At 64.1% G+C, this 17,421-nt stretch carries 15 protein-coding genes; 6 read left to right on the forward strand and 9 right to left on the reverse strand.

The genetic code is table 11. From position 1 onward, the window contains the following. The first annotated feature begins 123 nt into the window (after nt 1-123). A complete protein-coding gene (locus tag ABMA59_RS04285; protein ID WP_349004075.1) occupies nt 124-495 on the forward strand; it encodes a hypothetical protein in 372 nt (123 codons plus the stop codon). A 161-nt stretch (nt 496-656) separates the two neighbouring features. On the opposite strand, the gene ABMA59_RS04290 is transcribed toward ABMA59_RS04285, so the two are convergent. The 8 genes from ABMA59_RS04290 to ABMA59_RS04325 all read right to left on the reverse strand — a co-directional run bounded on the left by ABMA59_RS04290 (nt 657) and on the right by ABMA59_RS04325 (nt 10,940). Further along, on the reverse strand, nt 657-1,850 hold the full coding sequence (locus tag ABMA59_RS04290; RefSeq protein ID WP_349004076.1) for a hypothetical protein: 1,194 nt from the start codon (nt 1,848-1,850) through the stop codon (nt 657-659). A gap of 189 nt (nt 1,851-2,039) precedes the next feature. Further along, nucleotides 2,040-3,479, reverse strand: a complete 1,440-nt coding sequence (locus ABMA59_RS04295) for an aspartate aminotransferase family protein (RefSeq protein WP_349004633.1) — start codon at nt 3,477-3,479, stop codon at nt 2,040-2,042. A 39-nt stretch (nt 3,480-3,518) separates the two neighbouring features. Continuing rightward, nucleotides 3,519-4,526 carry an NAD-dependent epimerase/dehydratase family protein gene (locus ABMA59_RS04300; protein WP_349004077.1) on the reverse strand — a complete coding sequence of 336 codons (1,008 nt, stop codon included), beginning with the start codon at nt 4,524-4,526 and terminating at the stop codon, nt 3,519-3,521. After that, the gene (locus ABMA59_RS04305) at nt 4,523-4,957 is read right to left on the reverse strand and encodes an EamA family transporter (protein WP_349004078.1); all 435 of its coding nucleotides are present in this window, start codon (nt 4,955-4,957) and stop codon (nt 4,523-4,525) included. The genes ABMA59_RS04300 and ABMA59_RS04305 overlap by 4 nt, the downstream gene beginning before the upstream one ends. A gap of 107 nt (nt 4,958-5,064) precedes the next feature. Continuing rightward, nucleotides 5,065-6,417 (reverse strand): FAD-binding oxidoreductase, encoded by a 1,353-nt coding sequence (locus tag ABMA59_RS04310; RefSeq protein WP_349004079.1) that lies wholly within the window; start codon nt 6,415-6,417, stop codon nt 5,065-5,067. Further along, nucleotides 6,417-7,853: a UbiA family prenyltransferase gene (locus ABMA59_RS04315; protein WP_349004080.1), complete on the reverse strand. Its 1,437-nt coding sequence runs from the start codon at nt 7,851-7,853 to the stop codon at nt 6,417-6,419. The genes ABMA59_RS04310 and ABMA59_RS04315 overlap by 1 nt, the downstream gene beginning before the upstream one ends. A 211-nt stretch (nt 7,854-8,064) precedes the next feature. Next, nucleotides 8,065-8,328, reverse strand: coding sequence for a hypothetical protein (locus ABMA59_RS04320; RefSeq protein ID WP_349004081.1), 264 nt, complete (start codon nt 8,326-8,328; stop codon nt 8,065-8,067). A gap of 128 nt (nt 8,329-8,456) precedes the next feature. Then, a complete protein-coding gene (locus tag ABMA59_RS04325; protein ID WP_349004082.1) occupies nt 8,457-10,940 on the reverse strand; it encodes a mechanosensitive ion channel family protein in 2,484 nt (827 codons plus the stop codon). A 173-nt stretch (nt 10,941-11,113) separates the two neighbouring features. Here ABMA59_RS04325 and ABMA59_RS04330 point away from each other — a divergent pair, with 173 nt between their 5' ends. Genes ABMA59_RS04330 through soxG form a run of 4 tightly spaced genes read left to right on the forward strand, consistent with a single transcriptional unit; the run spans nt 11,114 to nt 16,234 of the window. Then, the gene (locus tag ABMA59_RS04330; RefSeq protein ID WP_349004083.1) at nt 11,114-12,373 is read left to right on the forward strand and encodes a sarcosine oxidase subunit beta family protein; all 1,260 of its coding nucleotides are present in this window, start codon (nt 11,114-11,116) and stop codon (nt 12,371-12,373) included. A 9-nt stretch (nt 12,374-12,382) separates the two neighbouring features. Next, complete coding sequence (locus ABMA59_RS04335; protein ID WP_349004084.1) at nt 12,383-12,664, forward strand: sarcosine oxidase subunit delta; 282 nt, start codon at nt 12,383-12,385, stop codon at nt 12,662-12,664. Beyond that, nucleotides 12,661-15,654, forward strand: a complete 2,994-nt coding sequence (locus ABMA59_RS04340; protein WP_349004085.1) for a sarcosine oxidase subunit alpha family protein — start codon at nt 12,661-12,663, stop codon at nt 15,652-15,654. Before ABMA59_RS04335 ends, ABMA59_RS04340 begins: the two co-directional genes overlap by 4 nt. Continuing rightward, entirely contained in the window at nt 15,647-16,234 is a 588-nt protein-coding gene (gene soxG, locus ABMA59_RS04345; RefSeq protein ID WP_349004086.1) for a sarcosine oxidase subunit gamma family protein, read from the forward strand. Before ABMA59_RS04340 ends, soxG begins: the two co-directional genes overlap by 8 nt. Before the next feature lie 26 nt (nt 16,235-16,260). On the opposite strand, the gene ABMA59_RS04350 is transcribed toward soxG, so the two are convergent. Beyond that, the gene (locus ABMA59_RS04350; protein ID WP_349004087.1) at nt 16,261-16,596 is read right to left on the reverse strand and encodes an antibiotic biosynthesis monooxygenase family protein; all 336 of its coding nucleotides are present in this window, start codon (nt 16,594-16,596) and stop codon (nt 16,261-16,263) included. A gap of 189 nt (nt 16,597-16,785) precedes the next feature. Between ABMA59_RS04350 and ABMA59_RS04355 the strand changes: the two genes are divergently transcribed. Next, on the forward strand, nt 16,786-17,412 hold the full coding sequence (locus ABMA59_RS04355) for a hypothetical protein (RefSeq protein ID WP_349004088.1): 627 nt from the start codon (nt 16,786-16,788) through the stop codon (nt 17,410-17,412). The last annotated feature ends 9 nt before the right edge of the window (nt 17,413-17,421 follow it).

Here is a 17,421-nt window from a genome sequence, read left to right on the forward strand (position 1 = left end):
GCGAAGCATCGGCCCTCCGCTTGCCGGGAGCCCCGTCTTTCCGTAGGCTCACCCTCATCCCAAGGTAGTTTCGACAAGCTCGGGCAACACCGAAGCGGCGCGGCTCAACCAGGGAGACGTGCGATGAAGGAGATCGACTGCAAGCTGAAGCTTGCCGAGGATGCCGACTGGAAAAACAACGACCGCATCGTCGAGATGTCGGTGGCCGGAAAGGAATTGCGCCGAGGCACCTGGACGATGACCAGCGACGCACGCGATCCGCGCATGCAGATCGGCGTCTCCAGCGGAAGATGGTTCGTGCATTCGCTGGAGGCTACCGGCTGGACGATGACCTTCCTCGCAAACGATGACACCAAGGTCCTGGTCGAACTGTTCCGCGTCGGTAGCCAGCCCGTCGAGGATACGGGTTGCGGCGCAAGCCGCGGCGGTGACGGCTGGCGCCAGGGGCCGCCTAACTCGGACATCAACTACATTCTGAGTTTCAGCTGCATTTAGCAGGCACGTTTAGGCGAACGCCCAGAGGCCCTCGGCGTACAGCCTAACGTGCGGGCCTCTACGCTTCGCGTCTCGGCGGACATGTCGACGGGTAACGCTACCGACAGAAAGCCCCCTTAACAGATCGATGGACTGCGGAGCTTCTCGCGGCTTCCCCGACGCTAAGCTCGCGCTCTCACGATATCGAAGCGCGGCTTCCAGATCGTCACCAGCAGGACGGCGATGCCCAGAATGAAGACGTGGTAGAAACGGTCGTCCGGCAGCGGGAAGCTGGCGAACTTGCCGAGCGTGCCGATCATCAGCGCGAAGATCAGGCCGTTCTGCCGGTTGGTGATCGGCTTGCCGTAGCGGTAGAGCAGCGCCCATCCCGCGGCGAACAGTGCCAGGATCGCCGGCCAGTCGCTGTTGATCAGCGCCACCACCACGCCGCGCACATAGCCCTGCAACATGGTCATCAGCGAGAAATCGGGGTGGAAATCGACCATCGAGCTCTGGATCTGCACGCATGAGAAATAGAAATGCGCCCACCAGCCCGGATGGTGTCCATATTTGGAAATGATCATGCAGCCGATGAATGCCGCCAGGAAGGTCAGCAGCCAAGGCAGGATGCGCCAGCCGAACACCACCGCGGTCACCAGCATGGCGAAGATCAGGATCAGATTGTCCGGCCGCACGAACACGCTGAGAAACAGCAGCACACAGGCCAGCGCATCGCGTCCGCGCACGAAGGCGTAAAGCGCCGCGATCGACACCAGCGACAACAGCATGTCCGGCACCACCGCCGAGGTCATCTGGGCCTGGTCCGCCAGCATCAGCAGCGGCGCCAGGATGAACCCGGCCTGCAGCGCGTTTTCGCGCCACAGCCAGTAGAGCAAGAGGCCGCCGACCAGCAGCGACGGGATGACCGACAGCAGGATCGACGCCATTCCCGCCCCGAAGACCGGCTCCAGCGCGCGGATCGCCCAGACATAGCCGACCTTCACCCGGTACATCGAGAGCTGCGACTGGAAATCGACCGGATTCTCCCACTGGTGCTTGTTGTAGGGGTTGCCGTACTGGATCTCGTAGAGCTGCGAGGGCCGCGCGCCTTTCGAAATCTCGTCCCAGGTGGCCTTGTGCAACTCGGCCGGGTCCTGGTAGCGGTCCTCAAGCGCGGTCGCGACATAGGCCACCATGTCCCAATTGTAGTCGGGCTTGACGAGCGCGTAGAGCGCGATCACCACGCAGACGGCTGCGAAGAAGATCGCGGCCACCCGGTCCAGCAATGTCCGGTTCGTGGTGGCGTTGGCGATGCCCTTACCCACGCCCGTATCCAGCGCCCATTCGATCGGCGCGCGTTCGATCTTCGTCAACATCTGCCCTACCCCTGTTGCCATGGCGGCGCCCCCACGCGCCGCAGGCTAAGGTGTGCCGACGTTCGGGTCAGGCTGAGCCAAAAATGACGGATTTAGAGAACCGGAGCGAAGCGTACGTTTGGTACGTGAGCACCGGAAGCGCCGAAACCGCCATTTGCAGGCTAGCCTTATCCGAACCGCGGCATATCCTCAGCCCATCTGGCTTTTCACGAAATCCTTCACGATTGAGACGATGCCGCGCGACAGCAGGCTGTCCAGCGCATCGACGAAGCGGTCGACATGCTCGCGCTGGCAGATCAGCGGCGGCTCCAGCCTGATCACGTTGCGGTTGTATTCGGTGAAGGCCACCAGCACGTCGTAATCGCGCAGCAGCAGTGCCCCGACGAAGCCCGACAGCGAGCCCTTCAGCTTGTCGTCGAGCACGCTGACCACCGGCCGCAGCACCATCGGCAGGGTCTGCGAGAAATCGTGGAACTCCAGGCCGACCATGAAGCCCTGACCGCGCACTTCCTTGATGATCTTCGGATATTTCGCCTGTACAGCCTTGAGCCGCTCCAACAGATAGGCGCCGGTCTCGGCCGAATTGTCGATCAGGTGCTCGTCGTAGAGCACATTGAGCGCCTCGATCGCCGTTACGCAGGCCTCGCCGATGCCGCCGAAGGTCGCCATGGCGTGGATCATCGCGGTCTTCGGCGTGCCGTATGCCTTCATGTAGACGTCACGCCTGGCGATCATCGCACCGACCGCCGCCTTGCCGCCGCCGAGCGATTTCGCCAGCGCGGTCACATCCGGCACGACGCCGTAGTGTTCGAAGGCATAGAAGCGGCCGGACCGGCCGTAGCCGCATTGCACCTCGTCGGCGACCCACAGCACGCCGTACTGGTCGCAAAGCGCCCGCAGCTTGGTCCAGAATTCCGCCGGCGCCTGCACGATGCCGCCGCCGCCCTGGATGGTCTCGAGCACGATCACGCCGATCTCCGGATCGGTGCGGAACGCCCGCTCGATGGCGTTGATGTCGCCGAACGGCACCTTCACCGTATTGTCGGTCACCTTGAAGTCGGCGCGGTAGAGCGCACCGTCGGTGATGGCCAGAACGCCCTTGGTCTTTCCGTGGAAGGAGTTTTCGGCATAGACGATCTTCGGCCGCTTCGGGCCGGCGGCGCGCTCGGCCACCTTGATCGCCGCTTCCATCGCTTCCGATCCGGACGAGCCGAGGAAGACCATGTCGAGATCGCCCGGCGAGCACTTTGCCAGATTGTGGGCAAGGGCCGCCGCATATTGCGACATGAAGGCGATGGCGATCTCCTGCCGCTTCTCCTCCTGGAACTTTTTACGCGCCTCAAGAATCTTAGGATGGTTGTGGCCGAAGGCCAGCGACCCGAAGCCACCGAAGAAATCAAGAATCTTCCGGCCGTTCTGGTCGATGTAATACATGCCTTCGGCACGCTCGATCTTGATCTTGTGGAAGCCGAGCAGCTTCATGAAATGCAGCTGGCCGGGGTTGAGGTGCGTCTTGAACAGGTCGGTCAGCCGGGCGACGTCCATCGCCTTGGCTTCCTCGACCGTGATCAGATCCGGCTTCGGCAGACGGTTATGCCCGGCGCTTGCGGACCCGATCGTCGAGCGCATGTTTTCCGGCTTGGTCATGGCATTCATCTCATCGATCTCCTATTCGGCCGGAACTTGAGAGGGAGCAGCCATGCGGCCTTCCTTCTTGGCGCGGTATTCGGTGTAGGCGGCGATCAGCATGTCCTCGTCGCGATATTGCGGCACCCAACCGAGGTCGCGCTTGCCCTTGGACACGTCCAGCAGGCAGTCCTCGTCGGCGATCAGGTACTGCTCGGGGTCCATGATCGGCATGTTCATGAGGTCGAGCAGATCGAGCGTGCGTTTCACCGCCCAGCCCGGCGTCGGGATGAGGATCGACTTCGACCCCGCATGTTTGACCAGGTCGCCGAGCAGTTTTCGCACCGACGGCGGGTTGAGCGAGCCGAGATTATAGGCCTCGTTCGGCACGCCGGCCTTGAAGGCGCAGCGCGCGGCTTCCGCGCAGTCGAACACCGAGATGAACTGGTAGGGATTCTTGCCCGAGCCGATCATCGGCACCGGCAGGTTCAGGTCGATCAGCTTGAACAGCTTTTCCAGGATGCCGAGGCGGCCGGGACCGATGATCAGGCGCGGGCGGAACAGCGAAATGTTCATGCCGCGCTTGCGCCAGTCGGCGGCGAGTTCCTCGGTCTTCAGCTTCGACAGGCCGTATTCGCCAAGGGGCGCGACCGGGTGATCCTCGGTCATCGGATGGTACACCGTGTGGCCATAGATCATGTCGGTTGTAAAATGCACGAGCTTCGGCGCACCGGCCTTTGACATCGCCTCGATGATGTGGACGGTGCCGTGATAGTTCACCGGGAAGAAGAACTCGTGGCGCTTGGCGCGCACCTGGATCGGCGACAGCATCTTCGCCGAAAGGTTGTAGACCATGTCGTCGGCCTTGATGCCGACGCCGGCCACCGAGGCCGGATCGGTCACGTCGCAGCGGACGTAGCGTGCCTGCCGGTAATGCGGCAGGTCGCTCTTGACGATGTCGGCGACGATGACCTCGTGGCCGTCGGCAAGGAGTTTGGGGGCAAGATGACGACCGACGAAACCGTCGCCGCCGAAGATAATATGTCTCATTTTGAGATCTCGCTGGTTTGCAGGGATGCAGAAGCAACCTTCGTGCCGTCTTCGTGGCTGTCGCGCCCGCTCTGCGCGATCAGCACCGTGCCGACGCAGATGAAGGCGATGCCGGCGATGCGCCAGGCGTTCAAATCCTCGCGGAAGATAAAATAGGCGAACACGGCGACCGCCACATAGGCGAGGCTGAGGAAGGGATAGGCGAAGGACAGTTCGACTTTCGACAGCACATAGAGATGCGACGCCATCGAGATCACGAAGGTGCAAAGCCCGACGAACACCCACGGGCTGAAGACGATCTGCAGGATCTTGACGATCGGGTTGGCGCCCTCGAACGAGATCGACCCAAGGTTCATCATGCCCTGCTTGAGCATCAATTGGGCCGCAGCGTTGGTCAGAACCGTAAAGAGGATGAAAGGCAGGTACTTCATGTTCTCGCTCTCGTTGCACCGGTCCTAACGGCAACCCGGAAATATCCAGTGAAACCGGGCGCGGCATTTGATTAAACTTGTCCGCGTCCCGGATTGTCCCTTGGGTGTTACTCGGCAGCCTTTGCCGCGCTCCAATCGTGCGACTTCAATCGCATCGCGGTGCGTGCCCAGAAGCTCGACAGGAAAGCGGGATCGCGCATCGATTCGAGCCGCTGCCAATCCGGGAAGGAAGCGCCGAAGGTGGCGGCCGACATGCGCGCGTCCTTGTAGGGATTGACGGCCCCTCCGGCAGCCACCGTGATGGCGTCGAGTTCCTTGAGCAGCGCCAGCGTGCGCTGGCCGCGGTTGGGAAAATCCAGCGTCAGCGTGTAGCCGGGCCGTGGGAAGGAAAGCATGGCCGGCGAGCGAAGTGTGCCAAAACGCTTCAACACGGTGAGGAACGAGCCCTGTCCCGCCTTGCGCGCCGCGTGCAGCAACACGGCAACCGCCTCGCGCGCCGCCTCGAAAGGCACGACGCTCTGGTGCTGGAACAGGCCCTTCGGCCCGTAGAGCCGGTTCCAGTCCGCCACCCCGTCGAGCGGGAAGAAAAAACCCTGGTAGCCGGTCGTGTGCGGACCTTGGTTGCGCCCGCGCTTCCAGCGATAGGCGGCGTTGAACGCCGTCAGGAACGGCCGGTTGAGCACATTGATCGGCGGCTGGAACGGCACCGACAGCCGCCGCCCGCTCTGACCGGCCTGCAGCGATCCGTTCTCCGCATGATTTCCTGTGAGCAGCAGCCCGCGTCCCGCCCGTTTTCCGCCGGCAAGCTGGTCGATCCAGGCGACCGCGTATTCGTTGGCGTCGTCCGCCGCCTCGGCGCGGTCGAAATATTCTCCCAGCCCGGAGAACGGCGTCACCGTCTCGGCCACGTCGAGCGACGGCACGCGCATCAGCCGGATCGATGCCGACAGGATGATGCCGGTAAGCCCCATGCCGCCAATCGTCGCCTGGAACAGCCGCGCATTCGACGTTTTCGAGCAGCTATAGGTCTTGCCGTCGGATTTCAGCAGTTCGATCTGTTCGACATGACAGCCGAAGGTGCCGCGCCGGTGATGGTTCTTGCCGTGCACATCGTTGGCGATAGCCCCGCCGAGCGTAACGAACTGGGTGCCGGGCACCACCGGCGGAAAGAATCCGTGCGGCGCCGCATGGGCGATGATGTCGGACAAAAGCATCCCGGCTTCCGCCGTGAACAACCCGCTCTCGGTGTCGAAACCGATCATCCGCTTCAGCGAGCGTATGTCGGCCAGGACGCCGTCCTGCGGCTGGCAACTGTCGCCATAGGACCGGCCATTGCCGTAGGGCAGGATCGTGTCCGCCCCGGCTTGCCCGCTCTTGAGCAGAGCAATCGCCTCGTCAGCCTGCATCGCGCGCTGCGCTGGCGGCGTGACCCGGCCGAAGCTGCCGTAGCTGGCGCGCATCAGACCATGCCCGCCAGCACGAGCATGACCGCGCCCGCAGCCACAACGACCTGGCTGCGCCAGTCGCGCACGATGAACACGACCGGATCGTCATGCAGTTCGTCGCGCCGCGCCAGGATCCAGATGCGCATGGTGAGGTAGAGCACCGTCGGCGCCAGCGGCCACACCATCCACGGATGCGAATAGAGTTCGCGCACGGCCGAACTGTCGATGTAGAGCGCAAGCACCAGCGCCGAGGAAAAGGCCGAGGCCATCCCAGCCTGCGCGATGATCTCCTGATCCTCGGCACGGTAGCCGCGCCCGGCGATGCGCTCACCCGGCACCAGCACCGAGGACCGCAACTCGACGTAGCGCTTCACCAGCGCCAGCGACAGGAAGAAGAAGGTCGAGAAGGCGAGCAACCAGAACGAGACGCCGATATCGGTTGCGGCAGCGCCAGCGAGGATCCGCATCGTGTAGAGGCCGGCCAGCATCAGCACGTCGAGCAGCAACATGCGCTTGACGGACAGAGAGTAGGCCGTCGTCGCAACCAGATAGGCGCAGAGCACGCCGAGGAACAGCAGCGGCAGGAAAGCGGCCACAGCGAAACTAAGGACCAGCAACCCCATGGCGGAGAAAATGCCGAAACGCATCGACAATAGCCCGCTGGCGAATGGCCGGTTGCGTTTGGTCGGATGGCGGCGGTCGAGCGCCAAGTCGAAAAAGTCGTTGACGATGTAAATGGCGGAGGCCGCGGCGCTGAAGGAAATGAACGCCAGGATGCAGTCGACCAGCATCGCCACGTTGAAATATTCGTGGCTGAGCACCACCGGCACGGCAATCAGCCCGTTCTTCAGCCATTGATGCGCGCGCAGCATCTTGAGGATGGTCTTGGCCGTCGGCTTCGGCGTTTCGATCAACTCGCAGCCATGTGCCGCCTGCCAGGCTGCCGCGCTGCGGTCGGGCGCCACCACACTCGCCTCGCGCGCCGCGTCGAAAATCTCGAGGTCGTGCCGGCTGTTGCCGAAATAGTCGAAGCCGGCGTCGCCATAGGCGGCGACCAGCGCGGCGCGCTTGCGCTTCGAGGTCAGGTTCTCCTTGCCGTCGGTGGCAAGCACCGCATCGAAGATGCCGAGATGTTGTGCGATGGCTTCCGCGAATTTGCGCGGCGTGCCGGTCGCCAGCACCAGCCGGCGGCCGCTGGCGCGTTCGGCATGCAGCCGCTCCATGACTTCCTTGCGGTAGGGCAGCGCCGCCGGATCGATGTCGACGCGCCTGGCGATCTCCATCTTCAGCGTCGCCGGGCCTTTCGCCAGCCAGAACGGCACGAGGAACACAAGCAGCGGGTTCTGCCGCAAAAGCAGGAACAGGCCTTCCCACAGAAGATCCGTCGCGATCAGCGTGCCGTCGAGATCGACGGCCAACGGAACTGCATTCTTCTCCGACCGCGCATCCATCGAGCCAGTTTCCGCAATTGCCATGAAACGCCATCAGCAGCGTCGCCGGGGAGGCTATAACGGAGGGACCGGTTAGGGTGCGTTAATGCGGCACCCGGCCGGCAAAGCAGCTTAACAGCTTTGCAAATCAAGGTTAAGCGACTGCAACCGGAAATGTTAAAAGGCCGGGCGACGGCCCGGCCTCGGCATTCCGACAAGCGCGCCGCAGCGCCTATTTGATGCGGCCGACGCCGCCCGATATTTCGACCGTTTCGGTGCCGGTCAGGGCCTGGCGGTCGCCATTCGGCATGGTGACGAAGCAGCCGCCAGAGCAGAACTCGACCGTCTCGCCGGCGGCCAGCGAAAGCTCCGACTTGCTGCCGCCCTCGGTGACGATCAGCGTGCGCGGCTCGGAGTCGAGATTGACAGCGCTGGCCGCATGCGCCGCGTTGCCCATCACGACAAGGCAGACGGCCGCGACGACTTGGTACTTCATGGCTTTCCGGTGTTTCCACCGCCTCTATCAAGAGCTGGGGACAACTTGTCCCTTTCGAGGAGAGCTTATAACCGGCCGAAGCTGAACGCCAACTGAATGACATGTTCATGCCACAGTTGGCGGCGCGGTCAAGCGGGATCGACCCGGCGGCGGCGCGGTTTGCGCGCCTTGACCTCTTCCTCGGCCAGCGCGCGACGTTGAACGGTGGCGGCCAGTTCAGCCTCCGCCTTGTCGTCGTCGGTGGACCATTTCAGCTTGGAAAGATCGAGCGGCACCTGCGCCGGGATGGCGATGCTGATGTTCTCGCGGTCGAATGCATCCAGAATCGCGAAACGCAGGTCGTTCTGCACGATGCCGCCATTGCCGATGTCCGACAGGAAGACGCGTATCTCGAAATTCATCGACGTCTGGGCAAAGGCGGTGAACGCCACGAACGGCTCCGGGTTCTTCAGCACCAGCGGATGGCCGGACGCCAGTTCCAGCAGCAGCGCATGCACTTTTCGCGCATCCGTACCGTAGGCCACGGCCACCGGTATCTCGATGCGGCCCAGTTTGTTGCGATGCGTCCAGTTGCCGACCGCGCCGTTGATCAGCTCCGAATTCGGCAGGATCACCGTCTGGCGCTGGAACGTCTCGATCTCAGTGGCCCGGACGCTGATCTTCTTGACGGTGCCGGACACCGCCCCGGCCACCACCCAGTCACCGGCCTTGAACGGCCGCTCGGCGAGCAGGATCAGCCCGGAGACGAAGTTGGAGACGACGTTCTGGAGGCCGAAACCGATACCGAGCGAGAGACCGCCGGCGATGAGCGCCAGGTTGGAGAAGTCGATACCCGCCGCCGACAACCCCACCAGCCCGGCAATGGCCAGGCCGGCGTAGCCGACCACGGTGCGGATCGAGTTGCGCACGCCAGTGTCGACGCGGCCGCGCGCCATCACCGAGCCGTCGAGCCAGCCCTGGAACCAGCGCGTCAGCACGAAGCCCGCGCCGAACACCAGGATGCCCCAGAGGATACCGGTCAGCGACAGCGTGAACGAGCCTATGCGGATGCCCGTCGCGATCTTGTACATCCACGAGCCGATGTCGCCCGGCTGGAAGCCCCACTGGAACAGGACCAGCGGCAGGCCGACGACGACGACGGCGATGTTGATCAGGATGCTGACCAGCAGGCTGATCTGATCGAGGCCGGCATCGTCCAGCTTGAACCAGCGCTGGAACCGTGCGCCGATCGTGGTGCCGGCGAACGCCCCTTCCTCCGACACGGCCCGCGACGACAGGAAGCCGATATACATGGTCGCCAGCACCGCGCCTGTCCAGACGATCTGCTGCGAAATGAAACGGGCAAGGCCGATATAGCCCAGCAGCGCCGCCACGATGGTCGTCAGGCCCAGCGCATAGATGAACAGGCGCACCGCCGCCGGCCAGGGCCGTGGCCGTCCCGCCTCGTCGGCGAAAGGCCGCACCAGTCCGCTGGCCGTCACCAGAAGACCGATGATGACGGTTGCCACCAGAGCTTCGCCGACCGTCAGCGACACGGGTGCATCCAGCGTCTCGTAGATATCGCTCAGCAGGAAATCCAGGCCGCTGAACAGAGCCGTCGCGGACATGATCCACAGGAGCTTCGCCGCGGCACCCGACTGCACCGGGATCAAGCGCCAGTGCGGCAGGTCGGGCGACAGCACGGCCTTGCCCAGCCGGTGAACGAAGAAAACCAGGCCTATGACGCCGAACAGCGACGCCAGCATCGTGCCGATGTCGCCGCGCAGCACCTGGAAATAGTCGAACAGCGAAAATGTGACGCCCAGGAACACGCCGAGCGCCAGCGACGGAATCAGCGTCGACCAGAACGCCACGGACAGCCGGCTGAGATAGGTCGGATCGGTCTTGTTGGGATCGGCCTCGAACAGATGGCCGAACATCCGTCTTCCGCCGACCAGCAGGATGACAGCGGCGATCAGCGCGAAGAACGTCGCGGCCAGCACCGAACTCAGCTTGAAGTTGACGACGAAGCGCAGCCACGCCGATACCGAGCGGTAGAGGTTCGCCGTGGTGACTTGGAAGGCTCCCAGAACCTCGCTAAGCAGCGGGAAATTGATGTCGTAGCGTTTGGTCAGCAGCCGCGAAAACAGGTCGCGGCGCATGTCGGTGACGCGCGTGACCAGCGTGTTGACGCGGATCGACAGATCTTCGGCCGCGCCCAGAGCGGCGTTGATCTCGGCCTTTTCCGCCGCGAGGCTCTGGCGCTCGGCGGTCACTATGTCCGGTTCGGGCGCCGCTCCCGCGGCCGGCGGCGGACCGAGCTGCTCGATTCGCGCATTGATTTCGCTGAGACGAGGCCTGAACGAAACGGAACTGTTGATCAGGTCGCGGGCGATCTCTTCCAGTTGCAGCCGGATATCGACCAGCTTCGGATCGTCCTCGGGATTGGCGTCGATTTCCTTTTCGAGCCCGTCGGTGCGGGACGTCAGCCCGCTGATCACCGCGCGCTGCTCGTCGACTATCGACGAACCGGGCCGGGCCGCCCCCTGCGCGCCCGCCGGCGATGGCGGGAACGCCATCGCTGCGGCGATCAGGAACAGAATGGCGATCAGTCCCGAAACAATCTTTTTCATCGGCCGGGTCATAGCCGGCAACATGGCGTTCCCATGGCGTTGAGTGATACTGGTCGCGCCTGACTCGGGCAAGCCGGAGTCGGCCCTGTGAAAGGGCGTGGCGTAAAACTGGCTTGCGCGCCGACGCTCCGCCTATAGTGTGCCGCTTGCCTAACCTGAAAGTTTGTTTCCCGATGGCGGAATATTCTGCTCTCTCGATCCTGAAGAACGCACTCTCCGGCAACCGCGACTGGAAGCCGGCCTGGCGCAAGCCGGAGCCCAAGCCGAACTATGACGTGATCGTCATCGGCGGCGGCGGCCATGGCCTGTCGACCGCCTATTATCTCGCCAAGGAACACGGCATCACCAACGTGGCTGTGGTCGAGAAGGGTTATCTCGGCTCGGGCAACATCGGCCGCAACACCACCATCGTGCGTTCCAACTACCTGCTGCCGCAGAACATCCGCTTCTACGAGCATTCGATGAAGCTGTGGGAAAACCTCTCCCACGATTTGAACTACAACGTCATGTTCTCGCAGCGCGGCATCTTGAATCTCGCCCATACGCCCGGCCAGTTCGACGATTATGCGCGGCGCGGCAACGCCATGCGCCACGAAGGCGGCGACGCTGAACTGCTTTATCCGGACCAGATCGCCCGGCTCTATCCCGGCCTCGACGTGTCGCCCAAGGCGCGTTTCCCGGTGGTCGGCGGCCTGCTGCAGCCGCGCGCCGGCACCGCGCGCCATGACGCCGTCGCCTGGGGTTATGCCCGCGGCGCAGACCGGCGCGGCGTCGATATCCTGGAGAACTGCGAAGTCATCGGCTTCCTCAGGGAAGGCGACCGCGTCGTCGGCGTCAAAACGACGCGCGGCGACATCCGTGCCAAGAAGGTGGCCGTCGCGGCCGCCGGCAGCACCGGCCGCGTTCTGAAGCTTGCCGGCGTCGACAATCTGCCGATCGAGAGCCACGTGCTCCAGGCCTTCGTCTCCGAATCGCTGAAGCCGATCCTGCCCGGCGTCATCACCTGGGGCGGCGGCCATCTCTATGTCTCGCAGTCGGACAAGGGCGGCCTCGTCTTCGGCGGCGACCTAGACGGCTACAACACCTATGCCCAACGCGGAAACCTGCCGCTGGTCGAGGAGGTGATGAGCGAGTTGCTCGCCATGTTCCCGGGCTTCGCCAAGGTTCGTCTGCTGCGCTCCTGGGGCGGCGTCATGGACATGTCGATGGACGGCTCGCCGATCATCACCACGGGCCCCCTTCCCGGCATGTATCTGAATTGCGGCTGGTGCTACGGCGGCTTCAAGGCGACGCCGGCCTCCGGCTGGTGTTTTGCCTGGACCATCGCCAAGAACGCCCCGCATGAGATCAACGCGCCCTTCACGCTCGACCGTTTCCATCGCGGCATCCTGATCGACGACAAGGGCCAGGGCGCCACCCCGAAGCTGCACTAGGCAAGAAGAATGCTGATCACCTGTCCCTATTGCGGCCCGCGCGACGTGTCGGAGTTCTCCTATCAGGGCGACGGCAACCGCACGCGCCCCGATCCGTCCTCCACCGACCAGTCAGCCTGGAATGCTTATGTCTATGACCGCGTCAACACGGCCGGCGACCACAAGGAGATCTGGCAGCATGCCGGCGGCTGCCGCTCGCATCTCGCCGTCACCCGCAACACCTTGACCCACCGCATTTCCGACGTCGCCTTCGCCGGTGGTACAAAACGTCGGCATGGAGGCCGTTCATGAGCCCGCGCCGCGGCAACACCGCCGGGCGCGTCGACCGCACCCGCACCATCCGGTTTACCTTCGACGGCAAGCCGCTGACCGGCCATGCCGGCGACACGCTGGCTTCCGCGCTGCTTGCCAACGGCATCTCGCTGATGGCCCGCTCGTTCAAGTATCACCGCCCGCGCGGCGTGTTGACCGCAGGCATCGATGAGCCATCTGCGCTGGTCACCGTATTGAACGGCGAGGAGCGCGAACCCAACATCCCGGCCACGATGCTGGAGATTTACGACGGCCTCGTCGCCGTCAGCCAGAACCGCTTTCCCTCGCTCGCTTTCGATGTCGGCGCGGCGAACGGGCTGGCCGGCAAGGCGATCTCGGCGGGCTTCTACTACAAGACCTTCATGGGTCCGGTCGTCGGCCCGCTGAAGGGCACGCGCTTCTGGATGTTCTGCGAGCATTTTATCCGCCGCGCCGCTGGTCTCGGCAGCGCCGGCACCGCGCCGGACAGTTCGCGCTACGAGCGCATGTACGCCTTTTGCGACGTGCTGGTGGTAGGCTCCGGGCCGGCCGGTCTGATGGCTGCGAAAGCCGCGTCGGAGAACGGCGCGCGCGTCATCCTCGCCGAACTCGACTCGCGCTTCGGCGGCTCGGCTAACTGGTCCGGAGAGCGCATCGATTCGCTGCCGGCCGCCGATTGGGTGGCCGACACCGTGCGTGACCTTTCCGGCCGCGACAACGTTCGGCTGCTGCCGCGCACCACCGTGTGGGGTTACTACGACAACAACGGCCTCGCCGCGCTTGAGCGCGTAACTGACCACAAGGAAAAGCCCGGCAAGGGCGAGCCGCGTCACCGCCACTGGTCGATCCGCGCCGGCACGATCGTGCTCGCCACCGGCGCGTTCGAGCGGCCGTTGGTGTTTCCAGGAAACGACCGCCCCGGCGTGCTGCTCGCCTCGGCAGCCCAGCGCTATGCCAGCGAATTCGGCGTGCTGCCCGGCGAGAAAGTCGCGGTCTTCGCCAACAATGACGGCGCCTATGCCGCAGCCAAGGCCCTGCGCGACGCCGGCGCCTCGATCTCCGCGATTGTCGACGTCCGCGCCGATATCTCGCCGGCGGCCCGCGCCATCGCTTCGTCCGTCGGCGGCCAGTTGTTGCTGCGCCATGCCGTGGTCGCAACCGAGGGCGGCAAGCATGTTTCGGGAATCAAGGTACAGGGTTTCGACCTCGCTTCCCGCGCGCTCACCGGCGAGGCGCGCCATCTCGACGCCGACTGCCTGATCGTCTCGGGCGGCTGGTCGCCGGTCATCCACCTCGCCAGCCAGGCTGGCGCGGCGCCAAAATGGGATGACGCGCTGCAAGCCTTCCTCCCGCCCGAACCTTGGCAGAAGTGGATCGGCGCCGGCGCCTTCAACGGCAGCCTCACCACCGCCGAGGCGTTGGCCGAGGGTTTTTCGGCTGGACTGCGTGCGGTGGGCGCAACGGGAAACGCTGACGAGACTCTGGATGTCGGCGACGCCGCGCCAAGTTCCGCGCCCGCCGCGGTATTCGAGATTCCCGCCAAGGGAAAGGCTTTCGTCGACCTCCAGCACGATGTCACCGCCGACGACGTGCGCCTCGCCCACCGCGAAGGTTTCATCTCGGTCGAACACCTGAAACGCTACACCACGCTCGGCATGGCGACCGACCAGGGCAAGACCTCCAACGTGCCCGGCCTCGCCATCATGGCCGAGACGCTGGGCAAGCCGATCCCCGAGGTCGGCACGACCCGTTTCCGCCCGCCCTTCGCCGCCGTGTCGATCGGGTCGCTCGCCGCCGAACGCTACGGCGACATCAAGCCCGAGCGGCTGACGCCGATGCACGACTGGCACGTAGCACAGGGCGCAAAGATGTATGCGGCAGGCCTGTGGTTCCGCCCGCAGATCTATGGCAAGCCGGGTGAAACGGTCGAGCAGGCCTATGTGCGCGAGACGAAGACCACGCGCGAGACCGCCGGCATCGTCGACGTCTCGACCTTGGGCAAGATCGCCGTGCAGGGACCGGACGCCGCCGAACTCCTCGACCGCGTCTATACCAACATGTTCTCCACGCTCGCCGTCAACAAGGCGCGCTACGGCCTGATGCTGCGCGAGGAAGGCATAGCCTTTGACGACGGCACCACCTGGCGCCTGGGCGAGCATGATTTCCTGATGACCACGACCACGGCCAATGCCGGCAAGGTCATGCAGCATCTCGAATATTATCTCGATGTCGTCTGGCCGGACCTGAAAGTCCACGTCACCTCCGTAACCGACCAATGGGCGGGCGCGGCGATCGGCGGACCGAAGGCACGCGAAATCCTCGCCACCGTCGTCACCGGCACTCCCGTCGACAACGCCGCCCTGCCCTTCATGGGCATCGTCAGCGGCGAAATCGCCGGCGTGCCGGTAAAAATCTGCCGGCTCTCCTTCTCCGGCGAGATGGCGTTCGAGGTCTATAGCGGCGCGGGCCACGGCACCCATGTCTGGGAAGCCCTCATCGAGGCCGGAAAACCATTCGGCATGGTGCCTTACGGCCTCGAGGCTCTGGGCACGATGCGCATCGAAAAGGGCCACGTCACCGGCGCCGAGATCGACGGCCGCACAACCGCCCACGACCTGCATCTCGACTGGATGCTGTCCAAGAAAAAACCGTTCATCGGCTCGAACATGCTCGGCCGCGAAGGCCTCGTCGCGGAGGACCGTCTCAGCCTTGTCGGCCTCGTCTCGCTCGACAGCCGGCCGCTGAATGGCGGCTCGCATGTCGTCGAGCAGGTCGACGAAGCCAATCCGCGCCATTCGATCGGCCACATCACCGCCGTCTGCTATTCGCCGTCGCTCGGCAAATACATCGGCCTGGCGCTGGTCAAGGGCGGCAAGGCGCGCCACGGTGCGCGCGCCTTCGTCTCCGATCCGCTGCGCAAACGCTTCGGACCAGTCGAAATCGTCAGCCACCACTTCTTCGACCCCGAGGGGAACCGCATGCATGGTTGAGATGCTTTCGCCCCTTCTGCCGGTCTGGCGGCCGGGTTCGCACGGCAATTTCGCCGACGGCGTCGGCGTGGTGCTGTCCGAGACCCAGCCCGGCTCGATCGTGCAGGCGGCCGCCTGGCATGGCGAGGAAAAGGCTGTCATCGCCGCGATCCGCACCGCTGCCGGCCTTTCGCTGCCGGACGGCGCGGGCGGCGGAATCGCGACCGAGGGAAAGGCCGCCTTCGGCATCGCCCCCGGAAAATTCCTCTTAGTATCGGACGATGAAGGTCTGGCTGATTCTCTGCTTCAGGCGATCCCGATAAACCTCGGAACCGTCACCGACCTTTCGCACGGACGCATTGGCCTGCGCGTTGCCGGCGCAAAGGCGGAATGGGTGCTGGCGAAATTCTTCGCGATCGACTTTTCGCTGCCTGCCTTCCCGCTCGGCTCGGGCATCGCGACCAACCACCACGATATTTTTGCCCACATCCAGCGGACCGGCGCTGACCGCTTCGACCTCTATATCTTCCGCTCCTTCGCGCGCTCCTTCTGGACGGCGCTCTGCCACGCCAGTGAGGAAGTCGGCTACGAGGTGCGGTAGCCGGAGATCGGACCGCCGGTTGGCGGTCATCCCGTCAGGCCAAAACTGCCTGCGATCCTCAGCACCTGCACGCTTTCAGGGAGTTCGATCAGAAACTCCGCGTCTCGCGGCAGGTGGTGAATTTTCCGCGGGTTCCCGCCGGTGAACCGCGCCATCGCCTCGACGCTCTCCCAATGGGAAATCGTCACGAACTCGTTCTCCGTCTCACGGTCTTCGCGAAAGCTCTGAACGCCAAGCGCCTTTTCGATCAGGGGTTTTATGCCGGCTTCATGCAGGTAGGCGGCATAGTCATCGGCAATGTCGCGCCGCGTGCGCCCGCGCCAGATGCGGGCGATTGTCGGTGATGATTTTTCGCCGGCCATGTCGATAGTCTCCGTCAAGCGCCGCCCAGGTGGCTTCCCCGGCAGATATCGGCGTGCCGGGAAGAAACCAACAGCGAAGCGCGTTCGCATACATGTGTTGTATTATGTCTCGGAGTCGGTCTGGTTCCATGCATCGGGGCCATGCTCCTGACATTGGCCGGCCTTTACGCAACGAACGGGAGGAATTTCATGAAAAATCTGATCGGCATTGCCGCCGCTATCCTCGTCTCCACGACGCTTGGCGCCTTCGCGCAGGACACCACGATGAGCTTTTTCGTGACCAGCGCCAATCCGGGCAAGGGCGGCGATCTCGGCGGCCTCGCCGGCGCCGACGCTTATTGTACGAGCCTGGCCGAAGCGGCAGGCGTGACCGGCAAGACCTGGAAAGCCTATCTCTCGACCGACACTGAGAATGCCAAGGACCGCATCGGTGCCGGACCGTGGTTCAATGCCAAGGGCGACAAGATTGCCGACGATGTCGCCTCTTTGCATAGCGACAAGAACAACATCACCAAACAGACGGCGCTCGACGAAAAGGGCAATGTCGTCAATGGCCGAGGCGACCAGCCAAACCGCCACGATATCCTGACCGGTTCGATGCCCGACGGCACCGCCGCGCCGGAGACCTGCGGCAACTGGACGATGGGCGGTGCGGAAGGCGCGGCCATGATGGGCCATCACGACCGGATGGGCCTCAACGATTCCGCCGCGGCCAAATCATGGAACTCCTCCCATGCCTCGCGCGGCGGCTGCAGCCTGGACGCGTTCAAAGGCACCGGCGGCGCCGGCCTGATGTACTGTTTCGCGGCCAATTGAGCGCGGGCC

The organism is Mesorhizobium yinganensis (assembly GCF_040081985.1).
Taxonomy (GTDB): Bacteria; Pseudomonadota; Alphaproteobacteria; order Rhizobiales; family Rhizobiaceae; genus Kumtagia; species Kumtagia yinganensis.

Bases quoted from the DNA above. Each gene is read 5' to 3' on its own strand.
- ABMA59_RS04285 (WP_349004075.1), top strand. From the start codon at position 124: ATGAAGGAGATCGACTGCAAGCTGAAGCTTGCCGAGGATGCCGACTGG.
- ABMA59_RS04290 (WP_349004076.1), bottom strand. From the start codon at position 1,850: ATGTTGACGAAGATCGAACGCGCGCCGATCGAATGGGCGCTGGATACG.
- ABMA59_RS04295 (WP_349004633.1), bottom strand. From the start codon at position 3,479: ATGCGCTCGACGATCGGGTCCGCAAGCGCCGGGCATAACCGTCTGCCG.
- ABMA59_RS04300 (WP_349004077.1), bottom strand. From the start codon at position 4,526: ATGAGACATATTATCTTCGGCGGCGACGGTTTCGTCGGTCGTCATCTT.
- ABMA59_RS04305 (WP_349004078.1), bottom strand. From the start codon at position 4,957: ATGAAGTACCTGCCTTTCATCCTCTTTACGGTTCTGACCAACGCTGCG.
- ABMA59_RS04310 (WP_349004079.1), bottom strand. From the start codon at position 6,417: ATGCGCGCCAGCTACGGCAGCTTCGGCCGGGTCACGCCGCCAGCGCAG.
- ABMA59_RS04315 (WP_349004080.1), bottom strand. From the start codon at position 7,853: ATGGATGCGCGGTCGGAGAAGAATGCAGTTCCGTTGGCCGTCGATCTC.
- ABMA59_RS04320 (WP_349004081.1), bottom strand. From the start codon at position 8,328: ATGAAGTACCAAGTCGTCGCGGCCGTCTGCCTTGTCGTGATGGGCAAC.
- ABMA59_RS04325 (WP_349004082.1), bottom strand. From the start codon at position 10,940: ATGAAAAAGATTGTTTCGGGACTGATCGCCATTCTGTTCCTGATCGCC.
- ABMA59_RS04330 (WP_349004083.1), top strand. From the start codon at position 11,114: ATGGCGGAATATTCTGCTCTCTCGATCCTGAAGAACGCACTCTCCGGC.
- ABMA59_RS04335 (WP_349004084.1), top strand. From the start codon at position 12,383: ATGCTGATCACCTGTCCCTATTGCGGCCCGCGCGACGTGTCGGAGTTC.
- ABMA59_RS04340 (WP_349004085.1), top strand. From the start codon at position 12,661: ATGAGCCCGCGCCGCGGCAACACCGCCGGGCGCGTCGACCGCACCCGC.
- soxG (WP_349004086.1), top strand. From the start codon at position 15,647: ATGGTTGAGATGCTTTCGCCCCTTCTGCCGGTCTGGCGGCCGGGTTCG.
- ABMA59_RS04350 (WP_349004087.1), bottom strand. From the start codon at position 16,596: ATGGCCGGCGAAAAATCATCACCGACAATCGCCCGCATCTGGCGCGGG.
- ABMA59_RS04355 (WP_349004088.1), top strand. From the start codon at position 16,786: ATGAAAAATCTGATCGGCATTGCCGCCGCTATCCTCGTCTCCACGACG.